The organism is Flavobacterium adiutor, assembly GCF_048282555.1.
Taxonomy (GTDB): domain Bacteria; phylum Bacteroidota; class Bacteroidia; order Flavobacteriales; family Flavobacteriaceae; genus Flavobacterium.
Genome location: NZ_CP182487.1, coordinates 3976686 through 4000875 on the forward strand (window position 1 = coordinate 3976686; position 24190 = coordinate 4000875).

Here is a 24190-nt window from a genome sequence, read left to right on the forward strand (position 1 = left end):
GAGATACATTCACGCCAAATTCGCGCCAAAAGAGATACATTCACGCCAAATTAGAATAACTCATATCGTGTATTTTTACCAGTTCCAATCTTTTTAAAAACCTGCAATTTAATTAAGTCATGTAGATCACGTGTAGCTGTTCGCGCAGAAGAAAATGTTTCTCCTTGATAAATCATATTTGTTATAAAACCATTTTCTTTAACATAGTCCACCCCAGCCATCTGACGTTTATTTAATCCTAAAGCCTCTAACAAATCCTGACTCGTTTTACTCTTATACAAAATAACTAGAACTCCCCCTCCTTCTTCTTTTATTTCTGGTTCAGGCAGACCGTGTTTTTTGCATTCCTCAAGAATTTTGATTGTTCCTCTTCCCCACGACTCTATTAACCCACCTTTATAAAATATTTGAGCTAAAAGTGGATTTCTAGGATATGAACTATGAGTTTTTTTTAAATCTTGAGGAGATAATTCTTTTGGAAGTGTTCCAAAATTCCATATTTCTAATCTATCGTTATAAACTCTTACAGTAATAGGTGTTGTTTGATAGATTCTATGGACAATTGCATTTAAAAGAATCTCTCTGATAGCTTCATACGGATATTCAGTAGTTTCAATCCTCTGATTTCCATCATAAGAAATAGTTTTCTTAAAATACTTTTTATCGAGTATCTCCAAAGTAATATCAGCTTGTTCGAAAACATTAGCTTCAACTACATCCTGACTTAATAAATCAGCCCCAGTTTTACCAAATCTTCCGATTTTAATAAATGCTGTGGTAAAAAAAATCAAAGGGTCTACAGCAAATAAAAGCAAACCTGCTCTTTTAATTTTATTATCACTATCAACTAATCTTAAATTTTTTAGAATATTGAGATAGTTGTAATCTTGTTTGGTAAAAGTTAATCTACCACTAACATTAGCACTATTTTTAAAATATTCAATTGCACTTTCGTCAATATCAGAAATCGAGGAATTGGGCTCACTTACTTCATCCCAGTTAAGACCTGTCTTTTTAAGTAAAAATTCATTTAGAGAATTCCCTGTTAATAATTGTGTTGTACTTCCACTTCTTATATAGTACTTTCCTTTATAGGAAATAGGGACAGAGTAAGCATTGACATTAATTTCTATATAATGTTTATTATTATCTGTTAAATGATTTACTTCGCAAATTACGCCTACAAGATCTCTAATGCGATTAGGAAGGTTCACAAGAATTTTTTCATAATCTGAAATACCAATAATTTCACCTTTATCATTTATACCAATATAAATTTTGCCTCCATCAGCATTTGCAAAAGCAGAAATATACTCGAAGTACTCATCTCTCCACGATAACTTCCACTCTATATTTTGTTTTTCAATCATAATGAATTGTTCCTGGTTAGTAAATTCCTTTCAAAGATAAAATATTTAAAGTAGTAAAATATTTAATTCGGTATTGTAAAATATAGGTATCTCTCCCGATCTAAAATAATTTAATCCTAAAATATTCTTGAAAATACTCTATAACTTATTTTTTTGTAAAATAAGCACTTTATAAATGCAAAATTTTGTGTAGAGCAATTATTTGGACTTATTAGCTTGAAAAATTTAACTCTTCAATCATTATTGGATTTTTCCATCAAAAGAATCAAAGAGCTTTTAGCTGTAATATATTTTCCATTAAAATAGCACTTTAATAAATAACTTTACACGATGAAATTCACAAAATTAAAATTTTGTCACGGCAAAACCTCTCATGTTCACCTCGTTGGATATACCCAAGCTGATTTGTTACCACATTTGTATTTCCAATTTTAAAATCTTTAGTATTATAATGGCTGTGTCCATAAATCCAGCACATTGGGTCGAACTTCTCAATAAACTCTGAAAGCTCAACAGCAAAAGCTTCATTCAATAGGCTCTTTTTATACATTTTCGGATATTTTTTAAAAGTTGGAACATGATGAGTTGCAACGACAACTTTTTTAGAATCTACTATTTCCAAGGCATTACCAATAAAATCTACATTCTCAAAATACAGCTTATTATAATTATCTGCTGAAAACCTATCTCCATCGTATTTAACAACATGAAAATCACTAAGTCCTCTTTCAATGTTCAATCGGGAAACCTCACTAATGTGGGTCCACAGAGTCGAGAAGACCAGCTTTAAATTATCATATTCTACAACATAATTATTTAGAAGGATTACATTATTTCTAATCTTCTCATAAAAAGTTCCTGATTTAAGAACAGCATCAAAATGATAATACTCATGATTTCCAGGAATCCAATATGTCATGTGGAAATTATCGGATAAGAAATCAAAAAAATCCTGATGTTTATCCATGAGCGAAAAAGGTACAATATCCCCAGCCAGAATTAAGATATCTCCGTTTGGAATTAAGGGATTATCTCTTATGAATTCTTTGTTTTTAATAAACTCCAGATGCAGATCTGAAGCATATTGAATTCTGTTTATCTCCATATTATTATTTTTTAAAGAACCAAGACTCCTAAAAAGAAAGAAAGCTGCTCTTTATATTGTTATTAAAAAAAGATTCATTCAGATACTATTCCTACGAAGAGTTTCCTCAATCTTCACACTGTCGTATAGAAATATATCTCCTAGTTTAGTGTAAGGTAGAATCCCAGTCTGCCTGTATTTTATAATAGTATTATTAGACAGCCCAAATATCTTTTTTAAATCTTCATTTCTGTAATAGGCAGGTCTCAAGGTTTTCCCTTTACTGATTTTTGAATCGATCACTTCCAGTTTTACCATTAAAGGATCTATAATATTTTTAATCTCCATTATAAAAGCCTGTCTTTTTTCTTTCTTTGTCATAATTGAATTGTTTATTAATGTTATATTTTTTCATCTCGAGCTTACCAGTTCTCAAGTTTTCTTTTTCGCTCCATCAATATCCCAATCAATTCATCTAAAAATTTCATCTGTTTCTCTTTATAAGTATAACCTTTACACTCAGAAAACTGTCTGCTTATTCTAGTTATTTTTTTCTGAACTCCTTCATTATCTCTATATGTGAAATTTTCACTTACGAATTCCTGAATACAGATTCTATTTTTTTTCACATCAGATGTATCAAAAAATAACACACCTTCATCCATCAGGATATAGAAAAGAATTGCAAGCTCACTTTTACTATAAGAGCTTTTGCATCTTTCGGATGATGATAGATTAATCTGAGATTCATTTAAGAGCAATAAGTTTTCTATCTTCTTTAATCTCTGATCAAGTTTAAAAAAAATATTGATAATCTTATATGTCTTAGCTTTTTTCATTTAAGTAAGTTGGAATTCCTAATTGCTTGATTGATGTTTTGTTCTAAAATCAACAAAAGCCTGAGTAGTTTGTTTCATAAAACCGATATGATTTTAACACTGCTAAAATAGTTTTCGAATACGAAATTATATGTGTCATTTGTCACAGTTCGCTCTTTTGGTTCTCTAATTTTTTAACTTTTCATCTTACATTTATAAGTTCAAAAAAGAATAATGCTAACTGAGATGATCATTTCTGATCAGATTTGGTCTCCCGAACAAGAAGAACAAGAAGAACAAGAAGAACAAGAAGAACAGAACAAACAGCTAAATTGATTGTTATTTCAAACAAATAAGGTAATTTTGTCTGAAATAACAATCAATAACAATATTAGTGATATTATGATATATCGAAAAAGATGAACAGGAAGAAACAAATCATTTATCCTAAATATAAGGTAGTGATGGAACAAATGGGGGAAAATATTAAACTAGCAAGAAAAAGACGTAAACTTACAACTACTCAATTAGCGGAACGTGCAGATATTTCCAGATCTACTTTGTATCTTATAGAAAAAGGAAATGAAGGTGTAGCTATGGGCGCTTATTTTAATGTGCTTCGTGTCTTAGGTCTTCAGGAAGATTTTCTTAAACTTGCAGCTGATGATACTTTTGGACGAAAATTACAAGACTTAGGGCTGTTATAATTAGTAAAGATTGTCCTTTTATTATTAATATATATATTCTATTATATGCAAAAGCATATATTTTTAAAAGTATAAGCTTTTTTATATTCAAAAGCATATAATTTACTATAGAATCAAAACATCGGAAACAGCATTAAATTATATATTCACATTAAACACAAATACAAATAACTGCATCAGAAATTGATTATGTTATAAAAAAATGTATTTTTGTCATATTAAAAAACCAGAATCATAACCACTTAACAAACAACAAGTTATGCGCCAAATTAGCACGTTTGAAAATTCGTGGCAGAATCGTGGCACAGAGCTTAAAAAAATATTAGAAATGCAGTATAAGAGCGGGATGCAGAATTATGGTTCGAATCCCTCTTTCTCCGCGAGCCGAAAGGCAAATAGTAACAAAACCCACTAAATTCAACAATTTAGTGGGTTTTTTATTTTTGGGCTATAGCAAATTATTCATTAAATCTCAAAGTTTAGGTGTCTTTCGAGGATCAAAGCAAAAACCTGTGGGGATGCAAAAATTAAGCATAAATATTAGTTAGCCTAAAAAGGAAGTATTCTATATTTCTAACACCTCTAAATTTTGATCTAAATGCTTTTATTTTAGCATTGAATGATTCTGCAGAAGCATTAGTACTTCTGTTATCAAAATAATTTAAGATGGTTTGATAATGATTCATAATTGTACGAGAGATTGTACCGAAAGACTTAAATCCAGATTGATCTACTTTTTCATGCCATCTGGCTAATTTTGCAAAACCAATGATTTTATCGGTTGTATTCTCAAAGATGCCACGGAGCTCTTCAGTTAGATTGTATCCTTTTTGAATATCAGGATATAACTCAAATAGTAAGGTAGCACGTTCTATTTGATTTTGAGTCCATTTCGATTTGGATTTATACAAGAAATAGCGACTCCTCGCTAGTAATTGCTTAAGGGTATCCCCATTTGAAAGTGTTTTAGATTCGAAATTTACTTTTGACTTTTTGGCTTTTTCAATAGCATCATTTTCTTGATCAATGGCTTGCCAACGATATTTAATCCTGATTTCCTGCAGGGCTTCTGCAGCTAGCTTTTGAACATGGAATCGGTCTGTAACTCGAGTAGCATTAGCAAAACACTTTTTAGCTATCAATCCCATATTCCCGGCCATATCCAGAGTAATTTCCTTGACTAGATTCCGCTGTTTAAGAGGAATTTTTTCAATAACGCCAATAACTGTTTCTGCTTTAGTTCCTGCAATCATAGCTACTATAGTTCCTTTTCTACCTTTACCGGATTTGTTGGTTAAAATAGTATAGAGTTCGCCATTTGAAAGTGAGGTTTCGTCTATTGATAAACGCTTTCCAATATTTTGTGGAAAAAGAAGCCATTTTTTAGCATGTGATATTTGATCCCAAACTTTGAAATCACTTAGAAAATCTTTGTATTGACATTGCAGGTTTCTACCAGAAACTCCATAGAAAGAGGCAATGGTATTACAATCATTTGGACTGGAATCTATTGATCTCTTTTAGAAAAGACGCAAACTCCTGGGTTACACGAGTTCCGTCTGCTACTAAATTCCAATCTCTAAAAACGATCTTTCGAGTATCTTCATTAAGCCATCTTCTGCGAGTGATGTGAAGATATACTTGGTGTCCACGGATAGGAAAATCCTGAACCGTTATCTCTTCGAAGAATCCTTTTGAGCTTAATTTTGATTCTCTGTATTCTTTAGGTATCGAATTAATCTCTTTTAAATACAGATGGAGTGTTTCATCTTTCTTTTTATAAGAAGTAAGTTCGAAGTAGTCTACTATTATCTCAGGTAATAACAACTTAAGGATATCGATAAAAGAATCTTGCATTGGGGGATAGATTGAACATACAAATATCTAGATTTTAATATTTCCCCACAACAATATGTTATGATCCGATCGAACCAGGGACACATGGATTTTCAGTCCATTGCTCTACCATCTGAGCTAAGGTACCTCATTTTAAACAAAAAACCCTATTCTTTTTCAGAATAGGGTTTTCAAAAGAAAGGCGACGACATACTCTCCCACAAAACTGCAGTACCATCTGCGCTGGCGGGCTTAACTTCTCTGTTCGGAATGGGAAGAGGTGAGCCCCGCCGCAATAACCACCTTAAGGTTGTTAGTAATTAGTCCTTAGTGCTTAGTAATTAGTTTTTAAGCTAATCACTACTTACTCTTTACTAGTTACTTTCCGCGTACGGACAATATCTTAACATACTGAGATAAAGAAAACTATTATTCTATTAGAAAGTGCTTCCCTCCCGTCTTTTACACGGGAGGAAAAAGGTGTACATAAGCTTACGGATTATTAGTACTACTCGACTATGACATTACTGCCTTTACATCTATAGCCTATCAACGTGGTCATCTTCCACGATCCTTAAAAGAAATCTCATCTTGTGGTGGGTTTCGCGCTTATATGCTTTCAGCGCTTATCCCTTCCCAACGTAGCTACTCTGCGGTGCCCCTGGCGGGACAACAGATACACTAGAGGTTAGTCCAATTCGGTCCTCTCGTACTAGAATCAGATCCACTCAAATTTCTAACGCCCACAGTAGATAGAGACCGAACTGTCTCACGACGTTCTGAACCCAGCTCGCGTGCCACTTTAATGGGCGAACAGCCCAACCCTTGGGACCTTCTCCAGCCCCAGGATGTGACGAGCCGACATCGAGGTGCCAAACCCCCCCGTCGATATGAGCTCTTGGGGGAGATCAGCCTGTTATCCCCGGCGTACCTTTTATCCTTTGAGCGATGGCCCTTCCATGCGGAACCACCGGATCACTATGCTCTACTTTCGTACCTGATCGACCTGTATGTCTCTCAGTCAAGCTCCCTTATGCCATTGCACTCTTCGCACGGTTACCAAGCGTACTGAGGGAACCTTTAGAAGCCTCCGTTACTCTTTTGGAGGCGACCACCCCAGTCAAACTACCCACCAAGCACTGTCCTCTTCTTCGAAGAGTTAGGCCTCAGATAAACAAAGGGTTGTATTTCAACAATGACTCCACAACGCCTGGCGACGCCGCTTCATAGTCTCCAACCTATCCTACACATCATTTATCCAAGGTCAATACTAAGCTATAGTAAAGGTGCACAGGGTCTTTTCGTCCCACTGCGGGTAAACGGCATCTTCACCGTTACTACAATTTCACCGAGCTCATGGCTGAGACAGTGTCCAGATCGTTACACCATTCGTGCAGGTCGGAACTTACCCGACAAGGAATTTCGCTACCTTAGGACCGTTATAGTTACGGCCGCCGTTTACTGGGGCTTCAATTCAATGCTTCTCCGAAGATAACATCTCCTCTTAACCTTCCAGCACCGGGCAGGTGTCAGGCCCTATACTTCATCTTACGATTTTGCAGAGCCCTGTGTTTTTGATAAACAGTCGCCTGGACCTCTTCACTGCGGCCCCGATTGCTCGGGGCGACCCTTCTCCCGAAGTTACGGGTCTATTTTGCCTAATTCCTTAGCCATGAATCTCTCGAGCACCTTAGGATTCTCTCCTCAACTACCTGTGTCGGTTTACGGTACTGGTACTAATTACCTGAAGTTTAGAGGTTTTTCTTGGAAGCCCTTAGGCGCACTATCTCTTTGTCCGAAGACTCCGAGTACTATCGTATTTCACCATTCTCTACGGATTTGCCTATAGAGAATATAGCTAGGTACTTTAACGAACTATTCCGTCAGTTCGCGGCGCTTTCATCACTCCGTCACCCCATCACAGTAATTAGTAGTACGGGAATATTAACCCGTTGACCATCGACTGTCCCTTTCGGGTTCGCCTTAGGACCAGACTAACCCACAGCTGATTAGCATAGCTGTGGAAACCTTAGTTTTTCGGTGTGCGGGTTTCTCGCCCGCATTATCGTTACTTATGCCTACATTTTCTTTTCCAGCCAGTCCAGAATACCTTACGATACACCTTCAACCCTGCTGGAATGCTCCCCTACCACTTGCAGTAAACTGCAAATCCATAGCTTCGGTAATATGCTTATGCCCGATTATTATCCATGCTCGTCCGCTCGACTAGTGAGCTGTTACGCACTCTTTAAATGAATGGCTGCTTCCAAGCCAACATCCTAGCTGTCTGGGCAGACAAACCTCGTTCTTTCAACTTAGCATATATTTGGGGACCTTAGCTGATGGTCTGGGTTCTTTCCCTCTCGGACTTGGACCTTAGCACCCAAGCCCTCACTGCTGTAAAACATTATATAGCATTCGGAGTTTGTCAGGAATTGGTAGGCGGTGAAGCCCCCGCATCCAATCAGTAGCTCTACCTCTATATAACTATTATCAGCGCTGCACCTAAATGCATTTCGGGGAGTACGAGCTATTTCCGAGTTTGATTGGCCTTTCACCCCTACCCACAGGTCATCCGAAGACTTTTCAACGTCAACCGGTTCGGACCTCCACACTGTGTTACCAGCGCTTCATCCTGCCCATGGGTAGATCACACGGTTTCGCGTCTAACACTACTGACTAAAGCGCCCTATTCAGACTCGCTTTCGCTACGGATCCGTGACTTAATCACTTAACCTTGCCAGCAACGTTAACTCGTAGGCTCATTATGCAAAAGGCACGCCGTCACCCCACCAAAGGGCTCCGACCGCTTGTAAGCGTATGGTTTCAGGATCTATTTCACTCCGTTATTCACGGTTCTTTTCACCTTTCCCTCACGGTACTGGTTCACTATCGGTCTCTCAGGAGTATTTAGCCTTAGCGGATGGTCCCGCCAAATTCAGACAGGGTTTCACGTGCCCCGCCCTACTCAGGATACCACTATCTATTATACTTGTTACCCATACGGGGCTATCACCCTCTTTGGCGCTACTTTCCAGTAACTTCTGGTTCCGTGTACATAAAATATCGTGGTCCTACAACCCCAACATTGCCATAACAACATTGGTTTGGGCTAATCCGCGTTCGCTCGCCACTACTTACGGAATCACTTTTGTTTTCTTCTCCTCCGCCTACTTAGATGTTTCAGTTCAGCGGGTTTGCCCACCTATCGGTGTACTATGTCTTCAACATAGTGGGTTGCCCCATTCGGGTATCTGCGGATCAAATGGTGTGTGCCCATACCCGCAGCTTTTCGCAGCTTATCACGCCCTTCATCGCCTCTGAGAGCCTAGGCATCCCCCATACGCCCTTATTTTGCTTATTGTACCAATCTTGTTACTTAAAACAAGACCGTTTTTTTTGTTTTCTTTTATTTGTATTACTACTAATAATAAAAAACGCTTTCTACTTTTTAATTTTTTCTTATCTCAATATGTCAATGAACTTTAACAATTAATAATTATCAATTGATAATTTTCAATTATTTCGTGGAGAATAACGGAGTCGAACCGTTGACCTCCTGCGTGCAAGGCAGGCGCTCTAGCCAGCTGAGCTAATCCCCCATTTTTTAGTTGTCAGTTAACAGTTTTTAGTTAACAGTACTTAAAACGGTTACTCAACCTCTAAAATTTCCTTTTTTTTAAGTTAAATAGTAGTCCCGGGCAGACTCGAACTGCCGACCCCTACATTATCAGTGTAGTACTCTAACCAGCTGAGCTACGAGACTCTGTTTTTACTTAATTTTCATTATTTTTTTAAATTAACAGCAAGAGTAATCAAATCTTTCAATTCAGAACTTTATAAATAATCATCTTTTATCCCCAACGTGTGTATCCACTAACATATGAGGCTCTAGAAAGGAGGTGTTCCAGCCGCACCTTCCGGTACGGCTACCTTGTTACGACTTAGCCCTAGTTACCAGTTTTACCCTAGGCAGCTCCTTGCGGTCACCGACTTCAGGCACCCCCAGCTTCCATGGCTTGACGGGCGGTGTGTACAAGGCCCGGGAACGTATTCACCGGATCATGGCTGATATCCGATTACTAGCGATTCCAGCTTCACGGAGTCGAGTTGCAGACTCCGATCCGAACTGTGACCGGCTTTATAGATTCGCTCCTGCTCACACAGTGGCTGCTCTCTGTACCGGCCATTGTAGCACGTGTGTAGCCCAAGGCGTAAGGGCCGTGATGATTTGACGTCATCCCCACCTTCCTCACAGTTTGCACTGGCAGTCTTGTTAGAGTTCCCGACTTGACTCGATGGCAACTAACAACAGGGGTTGCGCTCGTTATAGGACTTAACCTGACACCTCACGGCACGAGCTGACGACAACCATGCAGCACCTTGTAAATTGTCTTGCGAAAGTTCTGTTTCCAAAACGGTCAATCTACATTTAAGCCTTGGTAAGGTTCCTCGCGTATCATCGAATTAAACCACATGCTCCACCGCTTGTGCGGGCCCCCGTCAATTCCTTTGAGTTTCAAACTTGCGTTCGTACTCCCCAGGTGGGATACTTATCACTTTCGCTTAGCCACTGAACTTGCGCCCAACAGCTAGTATCCATCGTTTACGGCGTGGACTACCAGGGTATCTAATCCTGTTCGCTACCCACGCTTTCGTCCATCAGCGTCAATCCATTAGTAGTAACCTGCCTTCGCAATTGGTATTCCATGTAATCTCTAAGCATTTCACCGCTACACTACATATTCTAGTTACTTCCTAATAATTCAAGTTCAGCAGTATCAATGGCCGTTCCACCGTTGAGCGATGGGCTTTCACCACTGACTTACTAAACCGCCTACGGACCCTTTAAACCCAATGATTCCGGATAACGCTTGGATCCTCCGTATTACCGCGGCTGCTGGCACGGAGTTAGCCGATCCTTATTCTTACGATACCGTCAAATTCCTTCACGAAGGAGTGTTTCTTCTCGTACAAAAGCAGTTTACAATCCATAGGACCGTCATCCTGCACGCGGCATGGCTGGATCAGGCTTGCGCCCATTGTCCAATATTCCTCACTGCTGCCTCCCGTAGGAGTCTGGTCCGTGTCTCAGTACCAGTGTGGGGGATCTCCCTCTCAGGACCCCTACCCATCGTAGCCATGGTAAGCCGTTACCTTACCATCTAGCTAATGGGACGCATGCTCATCTTTTACCGTTGTGACTTTAATAGTAGGTTGATGCCAACTCACTATACTATGGGGTATTAATCCAAATTTCTCTGGGCTATCCCCCTGTAAAAGGTAGATTGCATACGCGTTACGCACCCGTGCGCCGGTCTCAAAGCCCGAAGACTTCTACCCCTCGACTTGCATGTGTTAAGCCTGCCGCTAGCGTTCATCCTGAGCCAGGATCAAACTCTTCATCGTATATTTTAATATTATATTGCGATGAATATCTATCGGTTCTTCCCTAATCTATCGATTCCATTACTCTTATTCTTTTGTCCTAACATCTCTGTTAAAACGGCTGTCAATTCAATATGTCTACGAACGTAATTTCTTTATTTTTTTTCGCTTATCGTTTGTTTCTTAAAGCGGGTGCAAAAGTAGTCAGTTTATTAGAATACACAATACTTTCTACCGATTTTTTACAATATTTTTTTCTACTTTTTTTTAACTCACTGATAACATTAAATTTACGTATTTATTTTTTTTCTTTTATTGAAAGTTTTTTCTTTCTTTACTGTTTTTAAAACAAAAATACCTTGAAAAAAAGAATTGTGTTTATAAAATATTCAATCAAATCTATATCATCATCTTATTTTATAAAACACTCTATTACAAAAAAATTATGCCTAATGAAATTGCTCGCTAATTATCCACAAAAAATTAAGGCGGTTTTTTAGAAATATTTCTGCACGCTTTGAGTTAGATAACTTAAGGATGTAATACTCTTCAAATAGTATAGATGATGTATGATGCTAATGCAAAATCGGATAAATAAGTTAAATTATGAAAATATGCAGAAAACCTGAAAAAGGTGACCATTGGAATTAATTTTCTATCCACTTTAGTATTTAGCTGATAAAATCTGTTTACACCCTAAAAAAATGAGCTGCCATCCAGCGTTCTTTCCAAATGCTCCATACTTGTTCGAACTGGACCGTATTCTCTTTATAAAAGCTATTAAACCATTCTTTTGTCTCAATGATATTCTTATTCTCTTTAAAAAAACACAGAAAATCATACTGCTCTTTGTGCAGATCGTAAATGGACAGTTTAAATTTGTGCCTTAACACCACACAATAACTTTCTTTTCCAAAAGGTAGAGCGGGGTTTTTTCCATTTTTGAATTCATGATAATACTTTCGAACCGGAAACTGAAACTTAAATAAAGCAAATACAGGTACCAACTTTAGTTGCTCTTCGGATGTATCGATTGCTGCCAGCTGGTAATTTTCTTCTGCCTTCTCTTCAAAAAGAAGACCAATTGCATATTCAAAACGGGCCAGTTCAATCATAAAATCAATCCAGTCTTCTTTGATATCTTCATTAGCATCGGGTCTGTTGTTTTCCAGATAGTCTGCAAAATGGGCTCCCAAAAAAGATAAATTGTAATTATTTGAGGGGTTTGAAGCCAAATAGTCATCAGCGAAAGCACAAAAAATTGCTTCACCTAAAGCATATTCCAATGCACTAAACTGCTGTGACATACAATTTCGCAATCGGGCAATATAACTCCTTTGGTAAATGGCCAGATGTTCCTGAGCCGTAAGTTTTTCTGAATGACAAATTACATCTTCAATTGAAGCTGCATTTTCTGCATTCGAAAGCAAATCATCAGGGTTTACTCCTGTTTGCTGATAAGGATCGAGCAAAAGCTGCTGCATCCATTGCTGAAAGTCTTTTAATGGTATTTTAACCGTTTTCTGCATCTTTGGAGTTTATAAAAATTTGTCTACAGCAAATAAATTCAATGGGTTTGAAACCTGCTCTTTATCAATAGAGAAAACTTCTTTTTCAACTCCAACAAATGCTGCATCCATATATTGCTTTGATTTCAGTAATTCAGAATGGTACACATCAAAAGCCGGAATGTTTCCATCCCATTCTAGTAAAATTGAGGCCTGATTAGCCAATTGATAAGCTTGCTGAAATAATTTCCAAACCTGACTGTTTACTTCTCTATCGTGTGTATCAATAATGTAATTGCCACAATTTTGATGGCCTGCCAAGTGCATTTGAACTACTTTATTATGCGGAATTCCGTTGATGTATTCTACAGGATCAAAATCATTATTAAAAGAAGACACATATACATTGTTTACATCCAGAAGCAATCCACAACCTGTTTCTTCGGTCATGATTCGTAAAAATTCCCATTCCGGAAGTGTCGAATTATTGAAGGCTGCGTAGGTACTTGGGTTTTCTACAATCAGCGGTCGTTCTAAATAATCCTGAACTTGTCTGATTCGGTTACAAACATGTTTTAATGAATCTTCGTTTAACGGAAGCGGCAATAAATCGTGCGAATTGGTGGTTAAAACTCCTGTCCAGCATAAGTGATCGCTAATCCAGGCTGGCTGAACCTCAGCTGCCAGTTGTTTTAAACTCTTTAGATAATCAAAATTTAAGGGATCAGTGCTTCCTATAGAAAGCGATACCCCGTGCATGACCACGGGATATTTTTCTGCTATTTGTTGTAAAATATATCTTGGACGTCCGTGCGAATCCATAAAATTCTCAGAAATTACCTCAAACCAATCTACGGCAGGGTTCTTTTCCAGAATATGTCCAAAATGCTGGCTTCTGAGTCCTAATCCCAATCCTAAATTGGGTAATCCAAGTCTAGTGTCCATTATTTTTGGGTTGACAATTTGAAAGACTCTCCGGTAGTTTTTTAGCGCTTTCTTCCTCCATCTTCAAAACTCTTTCCGCTGCCGCAATTTTTCTTTCAGCAGGGTTGCTGATGTAGGAACAAGATCTTGAACCGCTTTGTCCGCAAGAAGAATAATCTACGCCTGAGGTGCCGCGAATGGAATTTACGTACTCATCGCTTGGCCCGTATTGCTGCGGAGCTTCACCAAAGGATTCTCCGTTTTTTATTCTTTTTTCTTCAAAGCGTATTCTTGCCAATTGCCAAACACTAAGTCCTTTGTTAGGGCCTTGTGCCATAAAACGGGAAGACAAAATAGGCACACCGCAGCTGCCCTGATAGCGACAATCATTTTCGCCGGGATGGCAAAGTTCTTCAGTCGTTCCAAAAATCCCACAGCCTCCCTGCCCTTTACAGGCATTTAAGGTGTGGCAGGGATGACCAACTGCTGTTGAGCAATCGCCTTGGCCTGCACAATCATTATTTCCTGAATATCCCGCATTTTTGCATGAATTAAGCCCCATGCATACATGAAGTTCTTTAGTTACTAATTCTGACATGTTGTATCTTTTTATATTAATGATTATGTCTATAAGGTGTACCTGGTACTTTAGGAATATCGGCTTCAATGCTGTAATCCAATCCTACGTCTGGTAAAGACGGGAAATAGTTTTCGCTTTTTATAGCCCAGCCCCAATTAACAGGGTCTGCCTTCGCCAATTGATCCACCAAACTCATGATTTGTGCTTTTGGTCTTAAGAAACTTTGCTCAAACGAAAAAGGTTCAAATGTTAAAGCACCTTTATAAGCCTGATTGCCTTTCGTATAGGTGTATTGATTGATTTGGTTACCAACTCCACTCAAAAGCCAGATCATTGATTTATGAATACCAAAAATGAATAAATCGTATTGTGTACTTTCATCTTTATGATAACAAGCTTCAATCATTAAAAGGATATAAGCAAAAACTGCATTACCTAATTGTGAACATAGCGCCAGCGCCTGATTGCCAGAAGCTATATAATCGGCTGTTTTAGGATTAGCATCAGTATCATATACAAAATAGCTGAAGAAATCATCTAAGCCCTGAATGTTACGAAACTTTTGCTGATAATGCCCGCCAAGTGTATAGGCTTCAAGAAATTTGGCAAAATGAGCAGGTTCTTTACCAGAATCATCATAATCACCTTCCCAAAAAACTACTTTGCCCTCAACAATATCCATTGGTACCGGCATTTTATTTTCGCCCCAAATTAAGGTATGCTGTTTGTATTTACTTTTCCCTTCTCCCTGATCAATAATACGTTCTATCGCATCAATTGCCGATTGAGCGTCATGTACTCCAACAAGTCCGCCGCTATCATCTGCATTAGCAAATTGAGGATTGTGCTCTCTGTCATAATGAACCGTATTCATTGAATTTTGAGAATAATATGGTCTCGGACGATTTGGATTCTCCGGAGGAAGCAATTGAGGTCTATAATTATAAGGCCCAGGGAAATCCTCCTTTATACATTTGATAATCATTTCATACAAACGCCCGATTGTTTGATATTCAACCGTATTCAGCAATTGTTCATTTGCATAAGGATCTTTAAACGGTTCGGGGCTTTCAATTTGTAAAAATGTAGTTAATTGCTTCAATGACAATTTTGCTGCATTAATTTGAAATTCAGGAATATGTCCGTCTAATTGTGTTGGAAAAGATAATACTTTTCCAATTCCCATTAAATCTGGTGCCGTTTGACAAACTGCTTGTTTCACATTGCATGAAAGTGCCAGATGCAGCATTTCTTCGATCACAACGCTCATAATTAAGGCAGCCGATTTATTCGAATAAACTAATATATCGAGTTTCAGTTCTTGCGCCAGTTCGTCGATTTCGGCAGCAGTACGCACGCCGGATTGTGAAAGCTGTGCATGAAGTTTAGCATACAGTTTATCCTGATCCTGTGCTCTGTTTATCGAATAATAGGTCGATAAATACGTTGGAATTGTAGCAAGCTCCAGCGCAATTGCCTGCTGCATTACCTCTTTGATATTCTCTTTTGTTACCGAAGTAGAAAAGTTAAATAGTTTTTTTGTTTTCATTTGTTTTTGGTTAAAATAGATTATTCCGGACTGATAAATGGATAGTATTTTTCGTCAATAATAGGTTCCATTCCAAAGAAATCATTCAAAACAGATTCAGCAGTACAAAATGCCCCTTCTACCCAAGCCTGATCGTTTGAATAGGTTTCTCCTACAATAAAAATTTCGCTGTCTGTATTTGGAACGAGCTGAGATGGTTTTCTAATTTTTCTTTGCACATCACCTAAATTATAATGCGATTTATAGGCATGATATCCTGCATTAAAAGGAGGAAGTGACCAGTCCATATATCTCGTTTCTAAAGGCTCAGGCACATACGAATAATCAGCCTGTGGCCCAAAATGCAATGATGCTAATTGTGAACGAAGCATTTTTACCATTACAGGAGTGGCATCTCTTGGCCCTTCAAGCGGCTGACAGTCTCTGGATTCAGGAATTTCGCGTGTAGCATCTGGTCCAAGTTCCAGAGGTTTCCAAAATGTTGAATATTGAATATCATCATAACTGGCTAAAATACCGTATACTTTTTTCCCTTTTCCGTCTCTGGCATTATCACCAAAATAAACTACTTGACGGATAGGCATATCGGTAATACTTGGCCCAATAGTATCTAATTCTGCAATCGCTGCGATTTGTTTTTCTTCTTTAAAAGTTAAACGTTCTTCGATTGCATTTTCTACAGCAGCTATAAAACTGGCTTTGTCATTAAAGGTATTTGCTATAATAACTGGGTTTTTAGCCTTTTCTATTTCTTTAAGATATTTAGACGGGAAATTTTCTTTTTTTAATTTCTCAATTCCTTCTTGTGTCAGGAAATAACTTGTTAGTTTAGCTGGATAAGTAGGGCTTCCGGCCTCGGTTACTCTCCACCAGGGTGTATCGAAAAACATTCCTATTTTGTATGACGGTTCCATCAATACAGACTCTAAATACAGCTGTACTTTTTCATGATTTAGTACATCTACACCTTCTGCATCGCTATATCTCGATGCCTGTGCTACTAATTCAATAGCTGCCCTTGGCATAGCAAGAAATGCTGCATCACATTTTTTTCTTTCTGCAAGTGCATCCGGATCTTTGCGTGTTGCAGTTGTAAAATTTACTCCAGATTTGGTGTGCAAAATAGAACGCAGCCTAACATTTGGGTAATAATTTAGTGTAATTCCTTTTTGTTTTGCCAATTTTTCAACTTCTTCAAATAAGCTGTCAAATAAGCTGGAATATCCTTTTATTAATGTTTTGTATTCTGTTCCCGGAAGAAACTCATCATTCACATTAAATGACTGAGCACTATTGCTGTTTACTACGTTTGAACTGTAGCCGTTACCATCAGATAAATAACTAAATCCTTCTTGACCAAGCATATCATAACCCAGGTTCCAATATCCAATTTCTTTTAATAAGTCTCCTTTTTGAAAGATTGAACTGTCAGGCATATCAATATTGATTCTTCCTTCTTCATAAAATTTACACCATTCTCTACGGGTAGTCGGCCCAGATGTTTGTGTGATCGCTACAGATTGTATCGTTGTAAACCCATTATCTGGCGGAGCATCCTGAGCATAATTGTTTGCAAAATAGGGAGCTGGCTGGTTAGAATTGATATCTGAGATATACATGTTTTTTGAACGCAAAGACAGTAATGGGTCTGCTGATTCATTAAACGGAACTGAATCTTTCTTTAAATCCAGTTCTTCAATGGTTTTAGTCACTAAACGATGTCCGGGTCCCTCAGGAGTTCCATCCCAATATAAATATCTCATACCTCCTAATTCAAGGTACGAATTGTCTTTGTCGTCTTTATAATGCCATGTACAAACACGTGCGCCCGGTTCTCTGGTTCCTGGATTTTTTTTAGAAAAATCATATTTCCCCCAATCGTAGAGTTCTAACACATCGCCTTTAACGAGCATTTTTTCGTTTTTGGCGAGTTTAGATTTTCCATCGAGTAATCTCCACGCCGTGTAGAGTCCGGCTGCGCCTGCTCCAAAAATAGAGTATGTCTTTTTGCTCATGATAGTATGTTTTTAGATTTTTTAGTAGTTTTATAGATAGTGGCTTTATTCATTTCCCAGTCTTGCCATTTGCTGTGCCAGATCTTTTTGAGGAATTACAATTTCTACCAGAGTGGGAAGATTTGTTTTTTTCTTAAGTTTTAGAAGCACTTCGTCTAGCTCTGACACGGTTTCAGCTCGGTAGCTGTTTGCTCCAAATGCTTTGGCAAGTGCCTGATAATCCCATTTTGGAAGAATATCAAATGCATCAAACTTATGATCTGGGCCTGCTTTAAACGAGTCCATGTCAACATATACCTGTTCAATTGCATATACTCCATTGCTCATTACAAAAATTACAGAGTTGATGTTGTATTTTACAAGAGTAGAAAGTGATTGTGCGATCATCATAAAACCACCGTCACCGGCTACAGTCAAGGCTTGTTTACCGCTTCCTAACTGAGCTCCTGAAGCTGCACCGGTTTCAAAACCAATACACTGCCACGCAGCCGAAGAAATATAAGCGTTTTGAGATAATCCGTAAATATTGGTAGCTACGTACATTGATGAACTTACACCAAAAGTCATTACAATATCATCCAGCATTTTTTCTTTTTTCAGAAAAGATGCAGCATGCTCAAAAAAGCGGTTAAATGTTATAACTTCCGGCGTTAAATCGTATTTAGGGTCAGAGTTGGAACGCCATGGTTCCGGGAATTTTGGCTGAGCCGGAGCTATTGCTTTTAAAGGATATCCCGAAGCTCTTTTAAATCGTTCTGTTAAGGCTTCGATAAAGTCTTTTAAAGTTACTCCCGAATAGGTAAAATAACCAGCTCTGGTTTCCTGAGTTGTTACCTGAATCATATCCGAAAATTTATTTTCTACCAGCCATAAATAATCATCAGTAATAATAGTTCCTAAAGATAAAATACAGTCTGAAGCTTCGACCAATTTTATAACTTCGGGTATGGAAGCCTGATCAGAATAGGTTCCGATAAATTTATCGCCTTTTTCATCCAGAACCGTTTTTCCAAGTGAAGTTGTAGTGTACAACATTCCACTGGCTTTAATAAGTTCTTCTAATTGTTTTGTTAGTTTATGACGCAAAAGCTCTACACCTGCCAAAATTATAGGTGTTTTGGCCTGACTAATTTGAGACCATGCCTGAGAAACAGCATTTTCAAGTGCTGCTGGTTCACTTTTTATTATTTCGGGTTCCAGTTTTTTATTGGAAGGTTTAGGACAAGGTTCGCCCCACACCTCTTTATAACACGCTATATACACAGGTCTTTGGTGTGTAAGCGCTGCAATCAGTAATTTATCGATTTTTTCAGGAGCGCCTGCAGAAGTGCTTAGTGTCTCGGCAGCAACAGTTACTCTTTCATACACTTCCTGATCGGCGTTAAGATTACCTGTAGAGTGATGATAAAGTACATTGTACATACTTCCTATTTGTCTTGCATCTGCTCCGGGTGTGGCACTAATTACAACAACCGGGCTGCGCTCTACATAAGCTCCTGCAATAGCATTCAATGCGCTAAAAGTACTTACTCCGTATTGTAAAGATACGGCAGCTAAACCTCTGGTACGTGCGTAAGCATCTGCCGCATAAGAAGCATCTAGTTCATTTGAAGTCCCAATGGTTTCAATTCCGTCAAAGTATTCCAGAGCCTGTGTAAAATGCTTTACATAATCTCCCGGAATTTGAAAAACCTCGGTGACATTTAATTGTTTAAGTCGGGTAAGCAGATAATCTGCGACCGTAAATTCTTTGGCAGGTTTCATTTTTTGGTTATTATAATTAGGGGTGTTTTGTTTTCGGTAATAAACCCCTTCAGCAATAAAACTGAAGAGATTTATGTTAGTCTTTTAAATTTTTATACGTACCTGAGGACTACCAATATTATCCGCTAATCCGGCTCCGTATTCAGCATTTAAATCATCGTTGATGCATAATTTCAATGATCCGCTTTGACCTGCGGGAGTTGTAACGAGTCCATTTCCAATATAAAATGGAGCATTATTTCCAACTTGTTCTATAAGGGCATGTTTGCTGTTGTAAGCCGTTTGAATTTTCCATTTTGTTATGTATTTTGATCCTTTTCAGGTTAGTTACGTCTGGTTTCGGAAAGTGATTCTGAGGCAAATTGGTGCATGCATCTAATCTTATTTCTGTAATAAAATTAGTGTGAGGTCATAGTTCAAATTAAAAAAAAGGCATGAATACGGGATTTTTATCCATGAGAGGTCGAAATAAAAGCATAAGACTATTTCGTTATATATTTATTAACTGCTTCCCGATATTTAATCTGAAAAGAATAGGTGTGCAAAAAAAAGCGGAGAGACAATTAAAATACACATTGGATTAGTTCAAAAGTAGAACGGAGTGTATATAAATAGAAGAAAACGGCAGTTATTTCCTTACATCGAAAAAATCAGAATGAAAATGGTTGAAAAATTTAATGAATTTGAAAATTATCTTGTGGTTGACAGTATGCCTTTAGAAGTTTATAAAATAGATCGTTCTTCAAGAAGTAAAATAGGTAAAGAAGAAACTTATGCACGACCAAATAAAGGATTTTGTGCTTCTCAAAATCTACATTATTACGGTTACAAATTACATGCAGTATGCTCAATTGAAGGTGTTTTTCAAAGTTTTGATTTGACACCTGTTTCTGTTCACGACATTCATTCTCTGAAAGACATAAAATTACAATTATCAGATTGTGTGCTACTTAGCCATAGCAGCTACCTCTCTCAAACTATTCAGCTTGATTTGTTTAATGAAGTTAATATTCAACTAGAAAAACCAAAAAGAACAAATCAAAAAGACTATAAACCGCAGTTTTATCAATTTAAAAAGTTCAGAAAAAGAATAGAAACTTGGTTTTCTCAATTATGTAACCAGTTTATGATTAGACGTAATTATACCAATCTTTTCTAGAATTTAAAAACAAGGATTCTTTCAAAAATAATCACCTTAAACACAATACAACATTTAAACAAATTTGTATTCAACAGAAATATTAATAACCTAAAAATTAGTCTAATTCAATAATGCGCTACGGGTGAAACTTATTATTTTCTAGTAACAGGCACCGAAAAATCTATTCTTATTTCGTTAGAAACTTTTTTAGACATCCCTTCCATATTTCCAATTTTGTAATCCATTCTGTTTACACTAAAGTTTCCTTTAAAAATTTGGTTTGAAAAGGTAAATGGAATTGTGATTTCTTTTTGAATGCCATGTATTGTTAAAATGCCTTTTACGGCAAAACCCGCAGCTGTTTTCAAAAATTTTGTGGATTTAAACGTAATATTCGGATATTTATCTGCATCCAGCCATTTGTCATTTTTAGCATGACGGTTTTTCAGCCAGTTTCCTGTTGCTATAGATTCTACTTCAATGATCAAAGAGAAATTGGAAACTTCTAATGCGTTTTCATTAAAAATAATTTCTCCTTTAAATTTCTCAAAAATTCCCTCTACACTATTACCTGAAAAATGAATCCTGAATCCATCTTCAATATTCCATCTGTTAATAATATAACTTGTAAAACTGCTTAATATCAGCAATAGACCAATGAATAAAATAGTATTTGTTTTTTTAATTTTCATTTTTTAATTATTTAAAACATTTTAAGTAAACACTCTGTAACCAATGCCCAAGTGTTATTTTAAAAGGACGAAAGTACATCTTTTTATTTATTCAGGATGAAGATATTATTGATGAGGTAATTATTTCCTGTTTCATTTGTAGCTCAGGCATACTTATAAATAATTATATTTTGATTCTATTTGAAAAGGGGGGCGACTTTTTAATTAAAGCTGAACCGCTTTATTTTTTTGTTTTTGCTTTCTTTTTTATGCAGCATACAACTCTTGAAACAAAATCGGCAATACTCTCTCTGGTTCTTTAATAAAACTTGACTCTGCTTATAAATTATTGGAAATTCTGTATCAAATTATTATATTTATACATTTACCTTTGATAAATGAAAAATATAGAACTTCCTATACCTCACAATGAAAAAGAACGTTTAGCAGCATTAAAAAGATACAACATTCTTGATTCATTACCGGATCATGCCTTTGATGATGCGACAAAACTTGTTTCCTATATTTGTGGTGTTCCAATCGCTCATATTTCTTTTATAGACGAGAGCAGACAGTGGTTTAAATCGGAAATTGGGATCGGTGTAACACAGGTTCCTCGCGAAATTAGCTTTTGCCAGTACACGATTATGGATTCTAAATTGGTTGAAATCCCCGATACCCATTTAAATGAACGGTTTAAAGAAGACCCTAATGTTACAGGAGGATTTAAGGTAAGGTTTTACGCAGGCATTCCACTTACAACACCTGACGGTTATAACATTGGAACCTTATGTGCAGTAGACCACGTTTCTAAAGAACTTAATGAAGACCAGCGAAATGCGTTATCAATTATTGCAAAACATGTAATAAACCAATTAGAATTATCTACGAAAAACACTGAGCTTGATGCCCAGAAAAAAATTGCTGAACGCGCGGTATTAGCAAAAGATAGTTTTTTGGCTAACATGAGCCATGAAATCAGAACCCCTTTGAATGCTATAATTGGTTTTACAGACCTGTTGGCGCAGACAGCATTAGATACTACCCAAAGAGATTATATTGATAGTGTACAAATTGCCGGAGAGAATCTGCTTCTGATTATCAACGATATTCTTGATCTTTCTAAAATCGAATCAGGCAATCTGACTATTGAGGCTCAGCCATTCAATTTAAAAAAGACACTTAAACATATCTATAACTTACTGAAAATAAAAGCATCCCATGGTGTCGAATTTAATCTATTCCTAGATGCCGAATTGCCTGAAATGGTAATAGGCGATCAGGGACGATTAAACCAAATATTAGTTAATCTTACAGGCAATGCCCTTAAGTTTACCGAAGAAGGAGAAGTCACTATATCAGTAAAAAAGGTTAACGAGACTGATGATGATTATTCGCTTCGGTTTTCGGTTAAAGACACCGGAATAGGGATACAAGAGGAAAAACTTAAGACTATATTTGAACGTTTTACCCAGGCTGAAGAAAGCACAACCAGAAGATTTGGAGGAACCGGACTTGGTCTAAGTATTGTGAAACAATTAGTAGAACTGCAAAACTCTGAAATGCATGTAAAAAGCAAAGAAGGCCGGGGTTCAGAATTCTCTTTTGTCCTGACTTACAAAAAAGCTGATAATACTGAACCTCCAATTGAAAACTTACCTGAAGAAGAACTGGGCAAACTGAAAATCCTTTTGTGTGAAGACAATGCACTGAATCAGAAACTTGCAAAAAGTGTCATTGAAAATTTTGGGTTTGAATTAGATATTGCCGAAAACGGCGAGGAAGGAATTAGTCTGTTATCAAAAAACAACTATGATTTAGTATTAATGGATCTCCAGATGCCTGTCAAAGACGGATACCAAACAACAGAGTATATCAGGAAAGAAATGAAATTAACCATTCCGATTATAGCCATGACCGCACATTCGCTTGTAGGAGAACAGGAACGCTGCTATGATGCAGGAATGGATGCCTACGTGCCCAAACCTTTTAAACAGGCAATGCTTTTAGAGACTATAAGAACAGTTCTGACTAAAGATGCCAAACATCCGCCAAAGATAAAAATCGATTTATCATTTTTAGATGAAATGTCCTGCGGTAATAAAAGCTTTAAGCACGATATGATAGATTTGTTTATACAAAAACTCCCAAATGAATTAGCTCAGCTGGAAGAGGCTTTTAATACTAACGATATAGAGAATGTAAAGAGACTGACTCATAACATGAGATCCAGTGTGGATATTTTCATGCTTAAAGATCTGTCGAACTTTCTATCGTTTATCGAGCAGGAAGCCGTTGTGGGGAAATTTACCTCTGAAAGCTTTGAAAAGATAAATATTTTACATTCTGGAATTATTGAAGTCGTTAAAGTTTTAAAGGAATTATGATAAGACGAAAATATAGTATAGCTTTACGTATGCACTTTCTTATTAAATTAATTTGCTCAAAGATAAATATTCAAACCAATGAAAATAGTTTTAGCAGAAGATAATGAAATCTTACGCAAATCATTATCTTTTTTCTTAACTTCTAAAGGATTTGCCGTTGACCAGTTCTCTGATGGTCAGGAGGCACTTGATGCTATTGAAAAGAATACTTATGACCTCATCCTGACAGATATTAATATGCCCGGCAAAAGCGGAATGGAAATTACACAATATGTCAGACAAAATATCCAGTCTGACATTCCAATAATTATATTTACTTCTTCAGGAGTTGAACAAATAGAATTAGACTCTTTTGATATAGGCGCAAATGAATTTATTGCCAAACCTATTAGCCCTCCAGTACTCTTAATAAGAATTAATAAATTACTGAATATTCGTTTATAATAAA

General features: G+C 37.1%; 17 protein-coding genes, 2 tRNA genes and 3 rRNA genes. 4 read left to right on the top strand and 18 right to left on the bottom strand.

Annotated features, from left to right (window positions below):
- Nucleotides 1–50: 50 nt before the first annotated feature.
- The 4 genes from ACNC7R_RS16830 to ACNC7R_RS16845 form a co-directional block, all read right to left on the bottom strand.
- The gene (locus ACNC7R_RS16830) at nt 51–1370 is read right to left on the bottom strand and encodes an ATP-binding protein (protein ID WP_417942199.1); all 1320 of its coding nucleotides are present in this window, start codon (nt 1368–1370) and stop codon (nt 51–53) included.
- A gap of 337 nt (nt 1371–1707) precedes the next feature.
- On the bottom strand, nt 1708–2475 hold the full coding sequence (locus ACNC7R_RS16835; protein WP_417942200.1) for a metallophosphoesterase: 768 nt from the start codon (nt 2473–2475) through the stop codon (nt 1708–1710).
- A gap of 78 nt (nt 2476–2553) precedes the next feature.
- The gene (locus ACNC7R_RS16840) at nt 2554–2835 is read right to left on the bottom strand and encodes a helix-turn-helix domain-containing protein (protein ID WP_417942201.1); all 282 of its coding nucleotides are present in this window, start codon (nt 2833–2835) and stop codon (nt 2554–2556) included.
- Between the two features lie 41 nt (nt 2836–2876).
- Entirely contained in the window at nt 2877–3293 is a 417-nt protein-coding gene (locus ACNC7R_RS16845; RefSeq protein ID WP_417942202.1) for a hypothetical protein, read from the bottom strand.
- Between the two features lie 398 nt (nt 3294–3691).
- Between ACNC7R_RS16845 and ACNC7R_RS16850 the strand changes: the two genes are divergently transcribed.
- Nucleotides 3692–3979, top strand: a complete 288-nt coding sequence (locus ACNC7R_RS16850; RefSeq protein ID WP_417942203.1) for a helix-turn-helix transcriptional regulator — start codon at nt 3692–3694, stop codon at nt 3977–3979.
- 527 nt (nt 3980–4506) lie between these two features.
- Here ACNC7R_RS16850 and ACNC7R_RS16855 read toward each other — a convergent pair.
- The 13 genes from ACNC7R_RS16855 to ACNC7R_RS16915 form a co-directional block, all read right to left on the bottom strand.
- Nucleotides 4507–5490, bottom strand: a complete 984-nt coding sequence (locus ACNC7R_RS16855; RefSeq protein WP_417943130.1) for an ISL3 family transposase — start codon at nt 5488–5490, stop codon at nt 4507–4509.
- On the bottom strand, nt 5471–5836 hold the full coding sequence (locus tag ACNC7R_RS16860) for a transposase (RefSeq protein ID WP_417939511.1): 366 nt from the start codon (nt 5834–5836) through the stop codon (nt 5471–5473). The genes ACNC7R_RS16855 and ACNC7R_RS16860 overlap by 20 nt, the downstream gene beginning before the upstream one ends.
- A 176-nt stretch (nt 5837–6012) precedes the next feature.
- A 5S ribosomal RNA gene (rrf, locus tag ACNC7R_RS16865) occupies nt 6013–6122 on the bottom strand.
- Between the two features lie 175 nt (nt 6123–6297).
- Nucleotides 6298–9179: ribosomal RNA gene (locus ACNC7R_RS16870) — 23S ribosomal RNA — on the bottom strand.
- A 164-nt stretch (nt 9180–9343) separates the two neighbouring features.
- A tRNA-Ala gene (locus tag ACNC7R_RS16875) sits at nt 9344–9417 on the bottom strand.
- Nucleotides 9418–9507: 90 nt separating this feature from the next.
- A tRNA-Ile gene (locus ACNC7R_RS16880) sits at nt 9508–9581 on the bottom strand.
- A gap of 129 nt (nt 9582–9710) precedes the next feature.
- Nucleotides 9711–11224: ribosomal RNA gene (locus ACNC7R_RS16885) — 16S ribosomal RNA — on the bottom strand.
- Together the 16S, 23S and 5S rRNA genes with 2 tRNA genes alongside form the textbook arrangement of a ribosomal RNA operon.
- 668 nt (nt 11225–11892) lie before the next feature.
- Complete coding sequence (locus tag ACNC7R_RS16890) at nt 11893–12732, bottom strand: putative DNA-binding domain-containing protein (RefSeq protein WP_417942204.1); 840 nt, start codon at nt 12730–12732, stop codon at nt 11893–11895.
- Between the two features lie 9 nt (nt 12733–12741).
- A complete protein-coding gene (locus ACNC7R_RS16895) occupies nt 12742–13656 on the bottom strand; it encodes a DUF692 domain-containing protein (RefSeq protein ID WP_417942205.1) in 915 nt (304 codons plus the stop codon).
- Complete coding sequence (locus tag ACNC7R_RS16900; protein WP_110306946.1) at nt 13646–14233, bottom strand: hypothetical protein; 588 nt, start codon at nt 14231–14233, stop codon at nt 13646–13648. The genes ACNC7R_RS16895 and ACNC7R_RS16900 overlap by 11 nt, the downstream gene beginning before the upstream one ends.
- A gap of 16 nt (nt 14234–14249) precedes the next feature.
- A complete protein-coding gene (locus ACNC7R_RS16905; RefSeq protein ID WP_417942206.1) occupies nt 14250–15764 on the bottom strand; it encodes a ferritin-like domain-containing protein in 1515 nt (504 codons plus the stop codon).
- Nucleotides 15765–15784: 20 nt separating this feature from the next.
- Nucleotides 15785–17779, bottom strand: a complete 1995-nt coding sequence (locus ACNC7R_RS16910) for a hypothetical protein (RefSeq protein ID WP_417942207.1) — start codon at nt 17777–17779, stop codon at nt 15785–15787.
- 45 nt (nt 17780–17824) lie between these two features.
- The gene (locus ACNC7R_RS16915) at nt 17825–19543 is read right to left on the bottom strand and encodes an alpha-keto acid decarboxylase family protein (protein ID WP_417942208.1); all 1719 of its coding nucleotides are present in this window, start codon (nt 19541–19543) and stop codon (nt 17825–17827) included.
- 655 nt (nt 19544–20198) lie between these two features.
- Between ACNC7R_RS16915 and ACNC7R_RS16920 the strand changes: the two genes are divergently transcribed.
- Complete coding sequence (locus ACNC7R_RS16920; RefSeq protein ID WP_417942209.1) at nt 20199–20702, top strand: IS982 family transposase; 504 nt, start codon at nt 20199–20201, stop codon at nt 20700–20702.
- A gap of 134 nt (nt 20703–20836) precedes the next feature.
- Here the strand turns inward: ACNC7R_RS16920 and ACNC7R_RS16925 are convergent, their stop codons facing one another.
- A complete protein-coding gene (locus ACNC7R_RS16925; RefSeq protein ID WP_417942210.1) occupies nt 20837–21376 on the bottom strand; it encodes a YceI family protein in 540 nt (179 codons plus the stop codon).
- Nucleotides 21377–21753: 377 nt separating this feature from the next.
- On the opposite strand from ACNC7R_RS16925, the gene ACNC7R_RS16930 reads away from it, so the two are divergent.
- Nucleotides 21754–23742: an ATP-binding protein gene (locus ACNC7R_RS16930; protein ID WP_417942211.1), complete on the top strand. Its 1989-nt coding sequence runs from the start codon at nt 21754–21756 to the stop codon at nt 23740–23742.
- Between the two features lie 78 nt (nt 23743–23820).
- On the top strand, nt 23821–24186 hold the full coding sequence (locus ACNC7R_RS16935) for a response regulator transcription factor (protein WP_417942212.1): 366 nt from the start codon (nt 23821–23823) through the stop codon (nt 24184–24186).
- Nucleotides 24187–24190: the final 4 nt, after the last annotated feature.